The organism is Pseudomonas aylmerensis (genome assembly GCF_001702265.1).
Lineage (GTDB): Bacteria > Pseudomonadota > Gammaproteobacteria > Pseudomonadales > Pseudomonadaceae > Aquipseudomonas > Aquipseudomonas aylmerensis.
In genome coordinates this window covers 25060-40736 of sequence record NZ_MAUE01000021.1, presented here as the reverse complement: position 1 = coordinate 40736, position 15677 = coordinate 25060, and the positions used below count along the sequence as shown (strand labels likewise).

The window sequence follows — 15677 nt, the reverse complement described above, 5'->3', positions numbered from 1 at the left end:
AGCGGTCAGCTGCCAGGCCAAAGACCTGGCAGCGCACGCCTGCCGCTGCCTTACTGCGATTTACGAACTCGCAGGTACCACTCGGAGAGCAGCCGTACCTGTTTGTCGGTGTAGCCACGCTCGACCATTCGTGTGACGAAGTCGTTGTGTTTTTGCTGATCCTCCTTGCTGGCCTTGGCATTGAAGCTGATGACCGGCAGCAGATCCTCGGTGTTGGAGAACATTTTCTTCTCGATGACCACCCGCAGCTTCTCGTAGCTGAGCCAGGTGGGGTTCTTGCCGTTGTTGTTGGCGCGGGCGCGCAACACGAAGTTGACGATCTCGTTGCGGAAATCCTTCGGATTGCTGATACCTGCCGGTTTTTCGATCTTTTCCAGTTCCTCGTTGAGGGCCACGCGGTTGAGGATTTCGCCGGTTTCCGGGTCGCGATATTCCTGGTCCTGGATCCAGAAGTCGGCGTACAGCACGTAGCGATCGAAAATGTTCTGGCCGTATTCGCTGTAGGACTCCAGGTAAGCCGTCTGGATTTCCTTGCCAATGAACTCGATGTAGCGCGGTGCCAGGTATTCCTTGAGGAAGCGCAGGTAGCGCTCGCGGGTTTCGGCCTGGAATTGTTCCTGTTCGATCTGCTGCTCCAGCACATACAGCAAGTGCACCGGGTTGGCGGCAATCTCATGGGGGTCGAAGTTGAAGACCTTGGACAGGATCTTGAACGCGAAACGTGTCGACAGGCCGTTCATGCCCTCATCCACACCTGCCGTGTCGCGGTATTCCTGGATCGACTTGGCCTTGGGATCGGTGTCCTTGAGGTTTTCGCCGTCGTATACGCGCATCTTCGAATAGATATTCGAGTTCTCCGGCTCCTTGAGGCGCGACAGCACGGTGAACTGGGCGAGCATCTTCAGGGTGTCGGGTGCGCAATGCGCCTTGGCCAGGGAGCTGTTGAACAGCAGCTTGTCGTAGATCTTGATCTCATCGCTGACGCGCAGGCAGTACGGCACCTTGACGATATAGATCCGGTCGATGAAGGCCTCGTTGTTCTTGTTGTTGCGGAAGGTGTGCCATTCCGATTCGTTGGAGTGGGCCAGCAGGATCCCGGTGAACGGAATCGCGCCGAGGCCTTCGGTACTGTTGTAGTTGCCTTCCTGGGTCGCGGTGAGCAATGGGTGCAGCACCTTGATCGGCGCCTTGAACATCTCCACGAACTCCATCAGGCCCTGGTTGGCCCGGCACAGTGCGCCCGAGTAGCTATAGGCGTCGGCGTCGTTCTGTGGGAATTCTTCCAGTTTGCGGATATCGACCTTGCCGACCAGCGCCGAGATGTCCTGGTTGTTCTCGTCGCCAGGTTCGGTCTTGGCCACGCCGATCTGGTTGAGGATCGATGGGTAGAGTTTCACGACGCGGAACTGGCTGATGTCGCCGCCGAATTCGGCCAGGCGCTTGGTGGCCCAGGGCGACATGATGGTGTTGAGGTAGCGGCGTGGGATGCCGAAGTCTTCTTCGAGGATCGCGCCATCTTCCGTGGCGTTGAACAGGCCCAGGGGCGACTCGAAGACCGGTGAGCCCTTGATGGCGTAGAAGGGCACCTTCTCGATCAGTTGTTTGAGTTTTTCGGCCAGGGACGATTTACCGCCGCCGACGGGGCCGAGCAGATAGAGGATCTGTTTCTTCTCCTCCAGGCCTTGGGCGGCGTGGCGGAAGTAGGAGACGATCTGGTCTATGCATTCTTCCATGCCGTGGAAGTCTTCAAAGGCCGGATAGCGGCGGATCACCTTGTTGGAGAATATTCGCGACAGGCGCGAATTGTTGGCGGTTTCCACCAGCTCCGGCTCGCCAATCGCCAATAGCAGGCGCTCGGCGGCAGACGCGTAGGTGCTGCGATCCTGTTTGCACAGCTCGAGATACTCTTGAAGCGTGAGTTCTTCCTGCTGTGTGGATGCGAAGCGTTGTTGGAAGTGGCTGAAAATACTCATGACGTCGTCACCTCGCTCGATACGTGGAGCCGACGCCGGATCAATCAGTCGATGCTGGCAGTCATTGACGAACGCCAATGGCCGTTTTCCCCCCAGAACACCCTGAAACGCTACCGATGACCCGCACGCCGGTGTACCGGCTCTCCCCTGATTCGGATGGCCTGCGCTTAAGGATAGTTCGGAATCGGAGAGGTCAAGGCGCGATGCGCAATTAGTTTGGCTGCGCCGTTCGTCAGAAGCGGCGCGAGCCCAAGCGTCACGCGGGGTAGCGGGGTGTGAAAAAAATTATTGCGAATCCCCTGAAGCAATTTCTGCAGGATACGTCGTACGCCACAGCTCAAAGCCACCGTCCAGGCTGTAGACGTCGGAGAAGCCCTGGCTGACCAGATAGGCGGCCGCGCTCTGGCTGGAGTTGCCGTGGTAGCAGGCCACGATTAGCGGCGCGTCGAGGTCGGCGGCGCGGATGAAATCGGCGATGTTGACGTTGTCCAGGTGCTGGGCACCGGTGATGTGGCCTGCCACATACGTCGGCTGGTCACGGATGTCGACCACCACGGCACCTTGCTCGCGCAGGGCCTGGGCTTGTTCGGGAGGGATACGTTTGAATTCGCTCATGGCGGGCTCCTTGGGCATGGCGGCTGCGTCTAGCGCTTGGCGGCAGCCGGCAGTGTAACGGGAAGGGTGGATTGACACTGGCAGCCGTGGCGCTCGCCGGTGTCGATGTTCATCAGGGTCATGGTGCCGCCCCACACACAGCCGGTGTCGAGGGCGAACACGCCGGGCTCGTCGCATTTACCCTCAAGGGCGGCCCAGTGACCGAAGACAATCTGCGTGTCGCGGGTCTTGCGCTCTTTATGGGCGAACCAGGGCTTGTAGCCGGGCAGCGCGGTGTCGGCGCCTTCCTTGCTCTTGAGGTCCAGCTTGCCCTCGGCAGTGCAGAAACGCATGCGGGTGAAGTAGTTGGTGATGACCCGCAGGCGGGTCACGCCGGTAAGGTCGTTGTCCCACTTCACTGGCTCATTGCCGTACATGCCGTCGAGGTAGGTGGTGTAGAGGGTGTCATCAGCCAGCGCGGTCTCGACTTCGGCGGCGCACTTGAGGGCTTTCTTCAACGTCCACTGCGGCGGGATGCCAGCATGCACCATGGCCATGTTGCGGCCTTCGTCGTAATGCATGAGTTTTTGCCGACGCAGCCAGTCGAGCAATTCGGCCCGATCCGGGGCTTCGAGGATTTCGCGCAGGGTGTCGCCCTTTTTCAGGCGTTCGATGTTATTGCCGGCCGCCAGCAAGTGCAGATCGTGGTTGCCGAGTACGCACACCAGCGAGTCGCGCAGGCTATAGAGGTAGCGCAGCGTCTCCAGCGATTGCGGGCCACGATTGACCAGGTCACCCACCAGCCACAGGCGATCGCGCGACGGGTCGAAGGCGACGCGCTCGAGCAGGCACTTGAGGGGCTCCAGGCAGCCTTGCAGGTCACCGACCGCGTACATCGCCATCAGTGCAGGGCTCCCGGCACGGCAAGGCGAAAGGGAGCAATGACGGCGTCGAACAGTTGGCCGTCGGTGGCTTTCATCTGATAGGAGCCTTGCATGGTGCCGACCTTGGAGGTCATCACCGTGCCGCTGCTGTAGGTGTGGCTGGCGCCAATATCGATCAACGGTTGCTGGCCGACCACCCCGGCGCCGCGCACTTCCTCGACCTGGCCGTCACCGTCGGTGATCACCCAGTGGCGTGACAGCAGCTTGGCCGGCACCAGCCCGTTGTTTTTCACCGTGATGGTGTAGGCAAAGGCGAAGCGGTTCTGTTCAGGTTGCGATTGGTCCGCCAGGAAGCGGGTGACGACGCTGACGTCGATCTGGTAGCGAGGATCGGACATGCAAGAGGCCTTAAAAGCAAAAGCGGAGGACAGCAGATGCGGATCAGTCTAGGCCAATAGGTGGGCACTAGGCCAGACATGCCGTCTGGCCGGGTGGGCACGCCCTTGTTAGAGCCGGCTTGTTGGCGATAGCGAGTTTGAGTGCGCCATCGCCGGCAAGCCGGCTGCTACGGGGTTATTCGACGGCGGGGGCGGGCTGAATGGCAAGCTGGTCCGCCAGGCGCACGAACGCCGCCAGGTCCAGTTGTTCGGGGCGCAGGCTGCCGTCGACGCCGGCGGCTTCGATTTCGGCGTTGCTCAACAGCGCCTTGAGCGTGTTGCGCAGGGTCTTGCGGCGCTGATTGAACGCTTCGCGCACCACGCGCTCGAGCAGCTTGTGATCCTTGGCCGGGTGCGGCAGAACGGCGTGCGGCACCAGGCGCACGATGGCTGAGTCAACCTTGGGCGGTGGATTGAACGCACCTGGGCCGACGTTGAACAGATGTTCCACGCGGCAGTGGTACTGGACCATGATCGACAGGCGGCCCCAATCACCACCACCAGGCCCTGCAGCCAGGCGTTCGACCACTTCTTTCTGCAGCATGAAGTGCATGTCGCGGATGATCCCGGCGTTGTTCAGCAGGTGGAAAATCAGCGGTGTGGAGATGTTGTACGGCAGGTTGCCGACTACGCGCAGGCTGTTGGGCGCGGCATTGAGGGTGTTGAAGTCGAACTTCAGGGCGTCGCCCTGGTGCAGATTGAAGTTGGGCTTGCCGGCGAACTGCTGGTTGAGGATCGGGATCAGGTCCTTGTCCAGTTCCACCACGTCCAGTTGGCCGCCGCTGGCCAACAGGCCTTGGGTCAGTGCGCCCTGGCCCGGGCCGATTTCCAGCAGGCGGTCTTCGGGCTTGGCATGGATGGAGCGCAGGATGCGGTCGATCACGCCAGCGTCGTGCAGGAAGTTTTGCCCGAAGCGCTTGCGCGCCCGGTGTTGGTAATGCTCGGTCATATACGGGTCTCGGCCATCTGATAGGCGGTTTCCAGGGCCACGTGCAGGCTGCCGGTATCGATCTTGCCGCTGCCTGCCAGGTCCAGGGCGGTGCCATGGTCGACGGAGGTGCGGATGATCGGCAGGCCCAGTGTCACGTTGACTGCGGCGCCGAAGCCTTTGTATTTCAGCACGGGCAGCCCCTGGTCATGGTACATCGCCAGCACTGCATCGCAGTGCTCCAGATATTTGGGGGTAAACAGAGTGTCTGCAGGCAGCGGGCCGCGCAGGTCCATGCCTTCTTGGCGCAGACGCTCCAGGGTTGGTTCGATGATGTCGATTTCTTCATGGCCCAAATGGCCGCCTTCACCGGCGTGGGGGTTGAGCCCACAAACCAGGATGCGCGGTTGGGCAATGCCGAATTTATGTTGCAGGTCGGCGTGCAGGATGCGCGTTACGCGTTCGACACGTTCAACGGTGATGGCGTCGGCAATCTCGCGCAGTGGCAGGTGCGTGGTCACCAGGGCGACCCGCAGGCCGCGCGTGGCCAACATCATCACGACTTGTTCGGTGTGCGTCAGCTCGGCAAGGAATTCGGTGTGGCCGGAAAAGGCGATACCGGATTCGTTGATCACGCCTTTGTGCACCGGCGCGGTGATCATGCCGGCGAAGTCGCCGTCGATGCAGCCCTGGCCAGCACGTGTCAGGGTTTGCAGGACAAAGGCCGCATTGGCCTTGTTCAGCTGCCCGGCCACGACCTTGGCTGCAAGCGGGGTGTCCCACACGTACAGGCTGCCGGCAGGAGCAGGCAGGTCAGGCCAGTTGCCCGGCGCGACGTCCAGCAGATTGACCGCCACGCCCAGCTGCGCGGCCCGCTCAAGGAGCAGGTCACGGCTGGTAATGGCAATCAGGGGGTGTGGCTGGGGTTGCGAGGCGAGCAGCAGGCACAGGTCTGGACCAATGCCGGCCGGCTCGCCGGGTGTCACCGCGAAACGCTGGGGTTTCACTGGGCTGCCTGGTCGGTGCCTGTTTGCTCGGCGCCTGGCAGCTTGTTCTCTACATAAGCTTCGTCACGGATCTGACGCAGCCAGGTTTGCAGCTCTTCGTCGTATTTGCGGTTACGCAGTACGTTCAGTGCTTGTTGCTCGCGGGCCTGACTGGTGTTGTCGGTGGCGCGACGGCCAAGGACTTCCAGTACGTGCCAGCCATATTGGGTCTTGAACGGCTTGGACAGCACGCCTTGTGGCGTTTCGGCCATCACCTGCTGGAACTCCGGCACCAGGGCCTTCGGGTCGATCCAGTTCAAGTCGCCGCCGTTGAGGGCAGAACCCGGGTCTTCCGAGAAGCTCTTGGCCAGGGTGGCGAAGTCTTCACCGCTTTCGATGCGGTCATAGATCTTCTGGGCCAGTTCCTTGGTTTGCGCTTCGCTGCGGATTTCGCTTGGTTTGACCAGGATATGACGAACATGCACTTCGTCTTTCAGCGAGGTCTCGCCGCCACGTTTTTCCAGGAGCTTGAGGATGATGAAGCCACCCGGCGTGCGTGCAGGCTGGGTGATGCCACCGACTTCCATCGCGCTCAGCTCGCGGTCGAACGGAGGTGGCAATTGAGCAGCTTTACGCCAGCCCATGTCACCGCCTTCGAGGGCGTTGTCGCTGCCCGACTGGGCGATCGCCATTTGGGCGAAGTCGGCACCGGCCTTCAGGCGATCATAGATAGCCTGGGTCTTGGCCGCAGCGGCATTCAGCTGCTCGGATGTGGCGCTGTCAGGCGTGGCGATCAGGATGTTGGCCAGGTGCAGCTCTTCGGACAGCTGCATCTTGCCCAGGTCAGACGCCAGGAAGTTCTTCACTTCCTGCTCGGACACCTGAACGCGTTCGGCCACACGACGCTGGCGCACACGGCTGATGATCATTTCACGACGGATCTGGTCACGGGCGTCCTCATAGGACAAACCATCGTGGGCCAGGGCCGCGCGGAACTGGTCAATGCTCATGTTGTTGCGCTGGGCAATGGTGCCCACGGCCTGGTTCAGTTCTTCATCCGAAATACGGATGCCGGAACGGTCGCCGATCTGCAGTTGCAGGTTCTCGACGATCAGGCGCTCAAGCACCTGCTGGTCCAGGACGCTGGTAGGCGGCACGCCACCGCCACGCTTGGCGATGGTTTGCTGGACTTCCTTGACGCGCTGGTCCAGTTGGCTCTGCATGATCACGTCGTTATCGACGATGGCCACTACTTTATCCAGTTCTTGAACCGCAGCGTGAGCCGATGCGGTACCCAGGAACAGCGCGCCCAGCACTAGCGGGCGCAGACAATCAGAAAGCTTGGTCTTCACGTTCACGATAACCTTCAATGCCTTTGTCGAGGAAGCTCTCTACCTTGGCGCCGGTCAGGCCGCCGAGTCCTTTGAGGACGATTTGCAGGAAGAGCCCGTGGTCACCCTTTTCGTTAAGCGGGGCGATCTGGCTGTATTCGTCGTTGGAAACCCAGTAACGGTTGATCAAGCGCAGTTTCCAGCAGCAGTTGTCGTACTCGAAACCACCGAAGGCTTCCAGGGTACGGTTGCGAGCGTAGTCATACTGCCAGCGGGTGATCAGGTTCCACTGTGGAATGATCGGCCACATCATCGAGAAGTCGTGTTGCTGGATTTTGTAGTAATCCTTCACGAAGTTCGGATCGCCTGGCTGGCCATAGTCACCACCGAACTGCCATTTGCCGGTCAGCTGGTTGTAGACGACCTGGTCGTTACGATAGCGATAGCCGACGTTGATGATCTTGTTCGGGTTGTCTTCCGGCTGGTAGTGAAGCATCGCGCTGCCGGAACGAGGACTGTGATTCTCGGTGTCCCAGTTGTAGTCGGCAGTGGCGCGCCAGTCGCGGTTGAAGCGGAACTCGTAGTCCAGGGCGATTGGCGAGACATCGGACTGTGCGTCGGCACGGTCGGAAGCCAGGATGCCCGGCAGTTGCACTTCACGATCCTTGAAGTACAGCGCCTGGCCCACGGATACGCGCTGACGCTCGAAGCCGTTGTCTTCGATCCAGCGGCTGGTCAAGCCCAGGGAAAGCTTGTTCTCGTCGCCGATACGGTCGGAGCCGCTGAAGCGGTTGTCGCGGAACAGCGACGCGTAGCTGAACGAGTACTCGCTGGTGTCAAACACCGGGATATCGCTCTGGTCCTTGTTCGGTACGTACAGGTAGAACGCACGCGGCTCGAGGGTCTGGCGATAGTCTTTGCCGAACCAGTTGGTGTTGCGATCGAAGTACAGGCCGCTGTCGATGCTGGCCACCGGAAGCGCACGGTCCTGGGAGCTCTTGAAGGTGCCGCCCGCGTACGGGTTGGCAGCGGTGGCTGCAGCCTGATCAGCAACGATCTGGTTCTTGCCGATGTTGTCCAGGTCCAGGTCGTACTTGGTGTAGACGTACTTGAGCTTCGGCGTCACGAAGCCGTAGGTCCAGTTCATCGGGTATTCGACGGCTGGCGCTACGTTCAGGCGAGTACCGTTTGCACGGGTCAGGCCGCGAACATAGGTGTCCAGGCGCGGTTCAATCTCGCCGTTTTCGTTGGTGAAGCTACCGTTTTCCAGGTCGCGGTCGAAGCGTACGGCTTCGGTCTCGTAGCTGAAGTTCAAGCCACCTGGATGGTACGGCAGGGTACCGTTGAAGGTGATCTGCGGCAGGCGGTCATACGGGGTGACCTGGGAAATCGTGGCCAACTGGTAGGCCTGCAGGTTCAGACGTGCCTGGAAGGTGTCGCCGCGATAAGTGACGGAACCCTGCTGGTTGACGTAGTCCTGGCTCTCGACACCTTCCTGGTAGGACTTGAGGTCCTGGAAGTAGTAAGGGTCGCTGATCGTGGTGTAGTCGACCTGGGTCAGTACACGCGAATCCAGCCCGCCCTTGTGTTGCCAGTTGAGCATGTAGCGGGTTTTTTCGTAATCGGTCTGGCGCTTGCGTTCGTCGTTGTCGTCGTTCAGGTACGCGCCGCCGACCTGGCCTTCGCTGGACTTGGTGAGGTAGCGGAACTCGCCTTCCATCATCAGGCCGCGCTTGGTCATGTATTGCGGGTACAACGTGGCGTCATAGTTGGGCGCCAGGTTGAAGTAGTACGGCGTTACCAAGGTAAAGCCGGTTTCGCTGCCGCTGCTGAAGCTTGGTGGCAGGAAGCCGGATTGACGACGGTCGTCGATCGGGAAATAGATGTACGGGGTGTACAGGATCGGGATGTTCTTGACCCGCAACGTCGCGTTGGTAGCCGTACCGAAGCCGGTGGCCGGGTTCAACGTGATGTTGTTGCCCTTGAGCTGCCAGGCGTTGCTGTCTGGCTCGCACGTGGTGTACGTACCGTCCTTGAGACGGATGATCGCGTTTTCGGCACGCTTGGCGTACAGCGCATTGCCGCGGATGCGCGACTTGTGCAGCACGTACTCGGCGTTGTCGATCTGCGCCGCACCGGTGTCCAGCTGGACCTCGGCGTGGTCGCCGACGATCAGGGCACCGTTGTCGCGCATGCGCACATTGCCGTTCAGCTCGCCGCGGTTTTCAGCCTGGTACAGGCTGGCTTCCTCGGACTCCAGCTGCATGCTGCCCTGGCGCATGACGACGTCACCGGCCAGGGTCGCGACCTGTTGTTCCTGCTCGTAGCGAGAGGCCTTGGCACCGATGAAGGTGGGCGCATCGCTCTTGTTCGTCTTGTCGTTCATGCCAGGACGAATCGGCTCGATGTACGCACCGCCGCAGTAAGGACCGGTTTCGGCCAACTGGGCTGCGGTCAGCTTGTCGCGCGGTACCCAGTCCAGGTGGCTGTAGTCGGCGCTGCGCGAACGCAGGCCACGGCCCTTGGCTTCGGTAACCAGTGCGGTCTTAGGCTCGGCATCGGCTTTGCCACCGGTATCGGCCTGAGCCGTACTATTGGCCGAGCTGACGGCAGCGCCGTCATGCACCGGGCGCGGTGGTAGAGGGGCAGCGGCGGTTTTCGGCGCGCAATCCCAGGCACCCGAAGCAGAGACTGAGCAGTCATACTGTTCCGCGGCGACCACGAATGAGGTGGCGAAGGGTTGCATGGCCAGCAGACTGCCGGTTACCAGCAACGGAAATTTTCTACGAAACGCGGGGGATTTCAATGCCATCTTATTAGTCCGGGCTTCCTGCGTGCCATCTGCCCGCGGTGTGGGCCGCACGCCTCTCGATGGTCTGAAAAAGATGCGTGATAATAAAGCATGACCCGCTTGACGGCTAGCGCCGTCGGAGACCCTTGTAATGCCCGAGCAAGATCTACGTTTACAACAGCTGGAAGTCTGGCTGGATGAGCAGTTGCCGATTCTTTTCAACGCTCAAGGCTGGGGTGCCGTACCCCCGGCCACATTGACCGCGGCCAGCAGCGACGCGAGTTTCAGGCGGTATTTCCGGTGGGAAGGGGGTGGTCGCACGTTCGTCGTGATGGACGCTCCACCCCCCCAGGAAAACTGCAAACCTTTCGTCGATATCGCTCATTTGCTCGCGAAGTCCGGCATAAATGTTCCAAAAATTTATGCAGAAGATTTGTCGCGAGGCTTTCTTTTACTCAATGACCTGGGCAGAAAAACCTACCTGGACGTCATCGACGAGCAAAACGCCGACCGATTGTTCGCCGATGCCATCGATGCATTGCTGGCCTTTCAGCAGTTGCCGATGGATGCGCCGTTGCCCAGCTACGACGTCGCCTTGCTGCGCCGCGAGCTGGAATTGTTTCCGGAGTGGTACGTGCGCAGGCACCTGGGTATCGAGTTCGATACACAGCAGCAAGCGCTCTGGCAGCGCGTCAGTGATCGGCTGATCGACAGCGCCCTGGCGCAGCCCAAAGTGCTGGTGCACCGCGACTATATGCCACGCAACCTGATGATCAGCGAGCCGAACCCCGGCGTGCTGGATTTCCAGGACGCGGTCTACGGCCCGGTCACCTACGACATCACCTGCCTGTTCAAGGATGCATTCCTCAGTTGGCCCCAGGCCCGCGTGCGGGAATGGCAACGCGGCTATTGGCAGCGCGCGGGGCAGGCCGGCATTGCGGTGCAGGCGGATTTCGACGAGTTCCTGCGCGCCAGCGACCTGATGGGCGTCCAGCGTCACCTCAAGGTTATCGGCATCTTCGCGCGCATTTGCCATCGTGATGGCAAGCCGCGCTACCTGGCCGACGTGCCGCGCTTCTTTGCTTATATAGAGGCAGTGCTGGCCGAGCGTGCCGAGTTGAGCGAGCTGGCTGAGTTGCTGACCAGCCTGCGCCAGCCCGCCGAGGCCAGCGTATGAAGGCGATGATCCTGGCGGCGGGCAAAGGCGAGCGCATGCGCCCGCTCACCTTGCACACGCCCAAGCCGCTGGTGCAGGCCGGTGGCAAGCGCCTGATCGAATATCACCTGGAGGCGCTGGCCAAGGCCGGCTTCACCGATATCGTGATCAACCACGCCTGGCTGGGCCAGCAGATCGAAAGCTACCTGGGCGACGGCGCGCAATTTGGCTTGCGCATCCGCTACTCCCCGGAAGGCGAGCCGCTGGAAACCGGCGGCGGGATTTTCCAGGCCTTGCCGCTGCTGGGGGATGAACCCTTCCTGGTGGTCAATGGTGATATCTGGACCGACTACGACTTCACCCGGCTGCGCCAACCGCTGCAGGGCCTGGCGCATCTGGTGATGGTCGACAACCCGGCGCATCACCCCTCCGGCGGTGATTTCTACCTTGATCAAGGCGTGCTTCATGATGCGGCGCCCGGTGCCGATAACCTGACCTTCAGTGGCATTTCAGTGCTCGACCCGAAATTGTTCGCGGGTTGCAGTGCCGGTGCCTTCAAGCTGGCGCCGCTGCTACGCGCGGCGATGGCCAAAGGTTTGGTGACGGGGGAACACATGGCGGGACGCTGGATTGATGTCGGCACGCTGGAGCGCCTGGCGCAAGTCGAAACCCTGCTGACAGCGGGGCAGTAGCATGTTGTGGCCAGGGACGCTGATCGGCGCCGGGGCTGGCTTTGCCATTGCCAGCATTCCGGGGGCCTTGTTGGGTGCGCTGTTGGGGCAGGCGCTGGACCGCCGCCTGCAACTGCAAAGCTGGGCACAGTTGCGCGAGCGCCTGGGCGGGCGCCCGGCGTTGCGCAATGATGAATTATTGTTCGTGCTGCTGGGGCGCCTGGCCAAGAGCAATGGTCGCGTGGTGGACGGGCATATCCAGCAGGCGCGCCAGGAGATGCGTTCGCTGGACATGACCGACTCGGCCCAGCGCCGGGCGATCGCGGCGTTCAATCGCGGCAAATCCGGGTCTGACCGTGTGCGCAACTACCTGCGTGTGCTCAAGGCTCAGCCGCATGCAGCCGAAGGTGTGTTGCGTGCGTGCTGGCGGATGGTCTGGGCGGACGGCCGGGCGGATGACGCCGAGCGTGACCTGATCGACCTGTGGGGCAAGTGGCTGGGCTGGACGCCGCAGCAACTGCAGGCACTGGCCGCGGACTACACGCCGGAGCGCAAGCCATTGGTCAATCGCGGTGGCAGTTATCAGGACGCGCTGCGTTTGCTTGGCGTGACCTCCACCAGCGAGCCGTCGGTGATCAAGCGCGCCTACCGCCGCCTGCTCAGTCGCCACCACCCGGACAAGATTGCCGGCAGTGGCGCAACTCCCGCGCAAGTGCGTGAGGCCACCGAGCGCACCCGCGAATTGCACAGCGCCTATGCGTTGATTCGCGAGCGCCGGGATTTCCGTTAAGTCACGCGATGTGAGTGTGACAACCCTATTGTGAGAGCGAGCAAGCCTGCTCCCACAGGAGGTCTGCGGCTTTCCTGAAAGTCGGGGTTAGTCGCTGCTTGCCTGCGGGCTCAGCCAGCCGCGAATCCGCCGATACAACTGCTCCTGCTCGGCCGCGCTGTTGCCGGGCAGGGTCTTCAATGTCACTTGCTTATACCCTTCATTCTTCAAGCGCTTGGCCGCCTGCGCACGGGCCAGGGCGTTTTTGCGTGCCTGGGCGGTGTCTTGATAGAAGACATCGGCGGTCGGCAGTTTCAGGCCGGGAGCCAACTGCTCGACGTCCGGTTGGCGGCCGGTGGGCGTCTGCGCCGCGACCATGACAAATTTCTGTACCTGGGACGGCTGCTTCTCGCTCAAGTAACGCGCGGCCCACCAGGCCCCGGTGCCATGACCGACCAGCGCCACACTGCGTGCGCCCTGGGTCTGGGCGAAGGCCACGGCGGCATCGATGCGCGCGAAGATGCGTGAGGCGTCGGTCTTGTCTTGCTCGTCGGCGCCGGGTACCACGGCCGGGTCAGTGCCTTCGGCTTCGGCACTGGCGGCCTGTTCGATGGGTTTGTCGGCGGTGCTCGCGTCTTTGCTGCTGGTGTCGACAGTGGCCTTGGACGCTTCCATGACGCGCGGCGGCAGCGTGTCCATGCTGGTGTCCGGCAACGACAGGCTGAGACTGCCCCACCCGGCATCCGGAAATTTGCGTCGCAACGGGCCGATTGCTTGCGGCCAGTCAGCATTTTCGCCGGCGCCCGGTACGATAATCACCACGCCTTCGGGTTCGGCGCTGTTGGCCGGTTTCCACAGGGCGAGGAATGAGTCGCTGCCGGCCTGCAACTGTTGCTGTTCCTGTTGCGGGATTTTTCGCTCAAGGGCACTGGCTTCTTCCTGGCTGCGCTCGGGCAAGGGCAGGCGTTCGACCGGTTTTTCCGCCGCAGGCGCGGGTGCATCGGCCGCCTGTACGGAAAAGGCACTGGTAAAGAGAAGCGACAGGCACAATGCTGGCAGTGCCGAACGGTGGAGAAAGGGCATCGTTAATTCCCGGCCAGAAGTGATTCCAGCAGCCTAATGGGTTGGTCAGTATTTGTCAGTGATGTGAGACGTGGATCATGGGTTTTCGCTGTCTGCTGGTTATCGGCTGTTTATGCTTTGCCTTGATGGCGAACGCCGCCCCTGCGCCCGCGGCCCCACAAGCGCAGTTGAATGCGGCCCAGCGCGAATGGCTGGCCCGGCACCCGGAGTTGCGGGTGGGCCTGGTGTTGCAGGCGCCGTACGCACAATACGACCGCCGCCTGCAGCGGTTGTCCGGGGCTAATGTCGAGCTGATGCAATGGCTGGCCAAGGCGCTGAATATCGAACTGACCTGGCGCAACTTCCCCAGCCAGGAGCAGTTGGAGGCGGCCCTGAGCGACGGCGAAGTGGACATCGCCCCCGGCCTGCAACAGACCCCGGCCGGTTTGCGCCTGTGGCTGTTCACCGATCCCTATATGCGCGTGCCGCAACACATCGTGGGTGTCCGTGACGGTGGCGGGGCGGTCGAACTGGAAAAGCTCGACGAGCAATCGCGTGTCGCGGTGCGCATGCCCAGTGCCGTGGCCGATTACCTGCGCGGTACGTATCCCGGCCTCAATCTGCAAGGTGTGCCCATGGAGCGCCAGGCCCTGCAGTTGCTCGTCAGCCAACAGGCCCGGTATGCCGTGGTGGATGAAGCGCAGTTGAGCCGCTTGTCCGGCGAGGCCGAGTTCGCCGGGCTGGCGGTGGTGGGCGACATCGGCCTGCCGCAGTTGCTGCGAGTGGCCACGCGCCGGGATTGGCCGGAGCTGGCCGGCATCATGCAAAGCGCTTTGCGCGCCATCCCCGCCCGTGACCTGGACCAACTGCACAACCGCTGGCTGCAGCCCAAATACCTACGCATGACGGAATCCCCGGGCCTGTGGCAAAACCTCAGCCTGTTGCTGGGACTGCTCCTGTTCGCCAGCCTGGCCATTGTGTTCTGGCAGCGCCGCCAGCAACGCGTGCTCGAGCAAGGCCTGCTGGCCGCCCGCGAAGAAAGCGCGGCCCGCGCCGCCGGTGCTGAAGCCTTGCGCTTGACGCAGTTCTCCATCGACCAAAGCACCGTTGGCATCCTGTGGGTCAACTGGGACAGCCACGTGCGCTACGCCAACCGCGCGGCCGAAAACATGCTCGGTTATAACGCCGGCGCCCTGATCGAACGGCCGTTGGCCGACCTCGATCCTTCCCTGGACATGGACCGTTGGCTCAACCTGTGGAAGCGCGCGCGGGCCAGTGAAGACGGGCCACAGAACTTCGCCACCGATTGCCGGCGCGCCGATGGCAGCATCCTGCCGGCGAACGTGTCCTTGAGTTTTCTGCGGTTCGCCGAAGCTGAATACCTGGTGGTCTACCTCAACGATGTCACCGAACTGCGCCGTACCCTGGCCGCCCTGTTGCAAAGTGAAGCGCAGTTGCGCGAGTTGTCGGCCCACCTGGAAACGGTGCGCGAAGAAGAAAAAGCGCGCATCGCCCGCGAAGTCCACGACGAGCTGGGGCAAATGCTCACCGTGCTCAAGCTGGAAACCTCCATGTGCGAATTGGCCTATGCACAGTTGGACCCAGGCCTGCATGAGCGCCTGAACAGCATGAAGCGCCTGATCGCCCAGCTGTTCCAACTGGTGCGGGACGTGGCGACGGCGCTGCGCCCGCCGATCCTGGATGCCGGGATCGCCTCGGCCATCGAGTGGCAGGCGCGGCGCTTTGAAGCGCGCACGCAAATCCCCTGCCTGGTGCAAGTCCCGGAGAACCTGCCGACCCTGAGTGATGCCAAGGCCATCGGCCTGTTCCGGATCCTGCAGGAAGCGCTGACCAATGTGATGCGCCATGCCCAGGCGCATACTGTCGAGCTGACGCTGGTGGTGGAAGGTCCCCACCTGCGGCTGACCATCAGTGATGACGGCGTCGGCTTCGTCCAGGCCAACGGGCGTCCCGTGTCGTTTGGCCTGGTGGGCATGCGCGAGCGGGTGTTGATCATGGGCGGGCAACTGAGCCTGGACAGCGAGCTGGGGGAGGGCACGACCCTGAGTGTCACGGTGCCGTTGGATGCATAACC

Annotated in this window: 13 protein-coding genes; 4 read left to right on the top strand and 9 right to left on the bottom strand. The window is 61.9% G+C overall.

Annotated elements, in window-relative coordinates; genetic code table 11:
• Positions 1 to 50: 50 nt before the first annotated feature.
• From BBG20_RS14655 to BBG20_RS14620, 8 genes are all read right to left on the bottom strand, one after another.
• Positions 51 to 1973, bottom strand: a complete 1923-nt coding sequence (locus BBG20_RS14655; RefSeq protein WP_003194732.1) for a PrkA family serine protein kinase — start codon at positions 1971 to 1973, stop codon at positions 51 to 53.
• A 285-nt stretch (positions 1974 to 2258) separates the two neighbouring features.
• Complete coding sequence (gene glpE, locus BBG20_RS14650) at positions 2259 to 2588, bottom strand: thiosulfate sulfurtransferase GlpE (RefSeq protein ID WP_065904641.1); 330 nt, start codon at positions 2586 to 2588, stop codon at positions 2259 to 2261.
• A gap of 29 nt (positions 2589 to 2617) precedes the next feature.
• The gene (locus BBG20_RS14645; RefSeq protein ID WP_065904637.1) at positions 2618 to 3469 is read right to left on the bottom strand and encodes a symmetrical bis(5'-nucleosyl)-tetraphosphatase; all 852 of its coding nucleotides are present in this window, start codon (positions 3467 to 3469) and stop codon (positions 2618 to 2620) included.
• Complete coding sequence (gene apaG / locus BBG20_RS14640) at positions 3469 to 3849, bottom strand: Co2+/Mg2+ efflux protein ApaG (RefSeq protein ID WP_065904636.1); 381 nt, start codon at positions 3847 to 3849, stop codon at positions 3469 to 3471. Before apaG ends, BBG20_RS14645 begins: the two co-directional genes overlap by 1 nt.
• A 175-nt stretch (positions 3850 to 4024) precedes the next feature.
• Positions 4025 to 4837 carry a 16S rRNA (adenine(1518)-N(6)/adenine(1519)-N(6))-dimethyltransferase RsmA gene (gene rsmA / locus BBG20_RS14635; protein ID WP_065904634.1) on the bottom strand — a complete coding sequence of 271 codons (813 nt, stop codon included), beginning with the start codon at positions 4835 to 4837 and terminating at the stop codon, positions 4025 to 4027.
• Positions 4834 to 5823, bottom strand: a complete 990-nt coding sequence (gene pdxA, locus BBG20_RS14630) for a 4-hydroxythreonine-4-phosphate dehydrogenase PdxA (RefSeq protein WP_065904632.1) — start codon at positions 5821 to 5823, stop codon at positions 4834 to 4836. The genes rsmA and pdxA overlap by 4 nt, the downstream gene beginning before the upstream one ends.
• On the bottom strand, positions 5820 to 7160 hold the full coding sequence (locus tag BBG20_RS14625; RefSeq protein WP_065904630.1) for a peptidylprolyl isomerase: 1341 nt from the start codon (positions 7158 to 7160) through the stop codon (positions 5820 to 5822). The genes pdxA and BBG20_RS14625 overlap by 4 nt, the downstream gene beginning before the upstream one ends.
• Positions 7135 to 9945, bottom strand: a complete 2811-nt coding sequence (locus BBG20_RS14620; RefSeq protein ID WP_065904625.1) for an LPS-assembly protein LptD — start codon at positions 9943 to 9945, stop codon at positions 7135 to 7137. The genes BBG20_RS14625 and BBG20_RS14620 overlap by 26 nt, the downstream gene beginning before the upstream one ends.
• Positions 9946 to 10075: 130 nt before the next feature.
• Between BBG20_RS14620 and BBG20_RS14615 the strand changes: the two genes are divergently transcribed.
• From BBG20_RS14615 to BBG20_RS14605, 3 genes are read left to right on the top strand one after another with little or no spacing between them, the layout of a single operon-like run.
• The gene (locus tag BBG20_RS14615; protein ID WP_065904623.1) at positions 10076 to 11101 is read left to right on the top strand and encodes an aminoglycoside phosphotransferase family protein; all 1026 of its coding nucleotides are present in this window, start codon (positions 10076 to 10078) and stop codon (positions 11099 to 11101) included.
• The gene (gene murU, locus BBG20_RS14610) at positions 11098 to 11772 is read left to right on the top strand and encodes an N-acetylmuramate alpha-1-phosphate uridylyltransferase MurU (protein ID WP_065904621.1); all 675 of its coding nucleotides are present in this window, start codon (positions 11098 to 11100) and stop codon (positions 11770 to 11772) included. Before BBG20_RS14615 ends, murU begins: the two co-directional genes overlap by 4 nt.
• A gap of 1 nt (position 11773) precedes the next feature.
• A complete protein-coding gene (locus tag BBG20_RS14605) occupies positions 11774 to 12541 on the top strand; it encodes a TerB family tellurite resistance protein (protein ID WP_065904619.1) in 768 nt (255 codons plus the stop codon).
• An 87-nt stretch (positions 12542 to 12628) separates the two neighbouring features.
• Here the strand turns inward: BBG20_RS14605 and BBG20_RS14600 are convergent, their stop codons facing one another.
• Positions 12629 to 13603: an alpha/beta hydrolase family protein gene (locus BBG20_RS14600; RefSeq protein WP_065904617.1), complete on the bottom strand. Its 975-nt coding sequence runs from the start codon at positions 13601 to 13603 to the stop codon at positions 12629 to 12631.
• A 77-nt stretch (positions 13604 to 13680) separates the two neighbouring features.
• Here BBG20_RS14600 and BBG20_RS14595 point away from each other — a divergent pair, with 77 nt between their 5' ends.
• Complete coding sequence (locus BBG20_RS14595; protein ID WP_065904615.1) at positions 13681 to 15675, top strand: PAS domain-containing sensor histidine kinase; 1995 nt, start codon at positions 13681 to 13683, stop codon at positions 15673 to 15675.
• Positions 15676 to 15677: the final 2 nt, after the last annotated feature.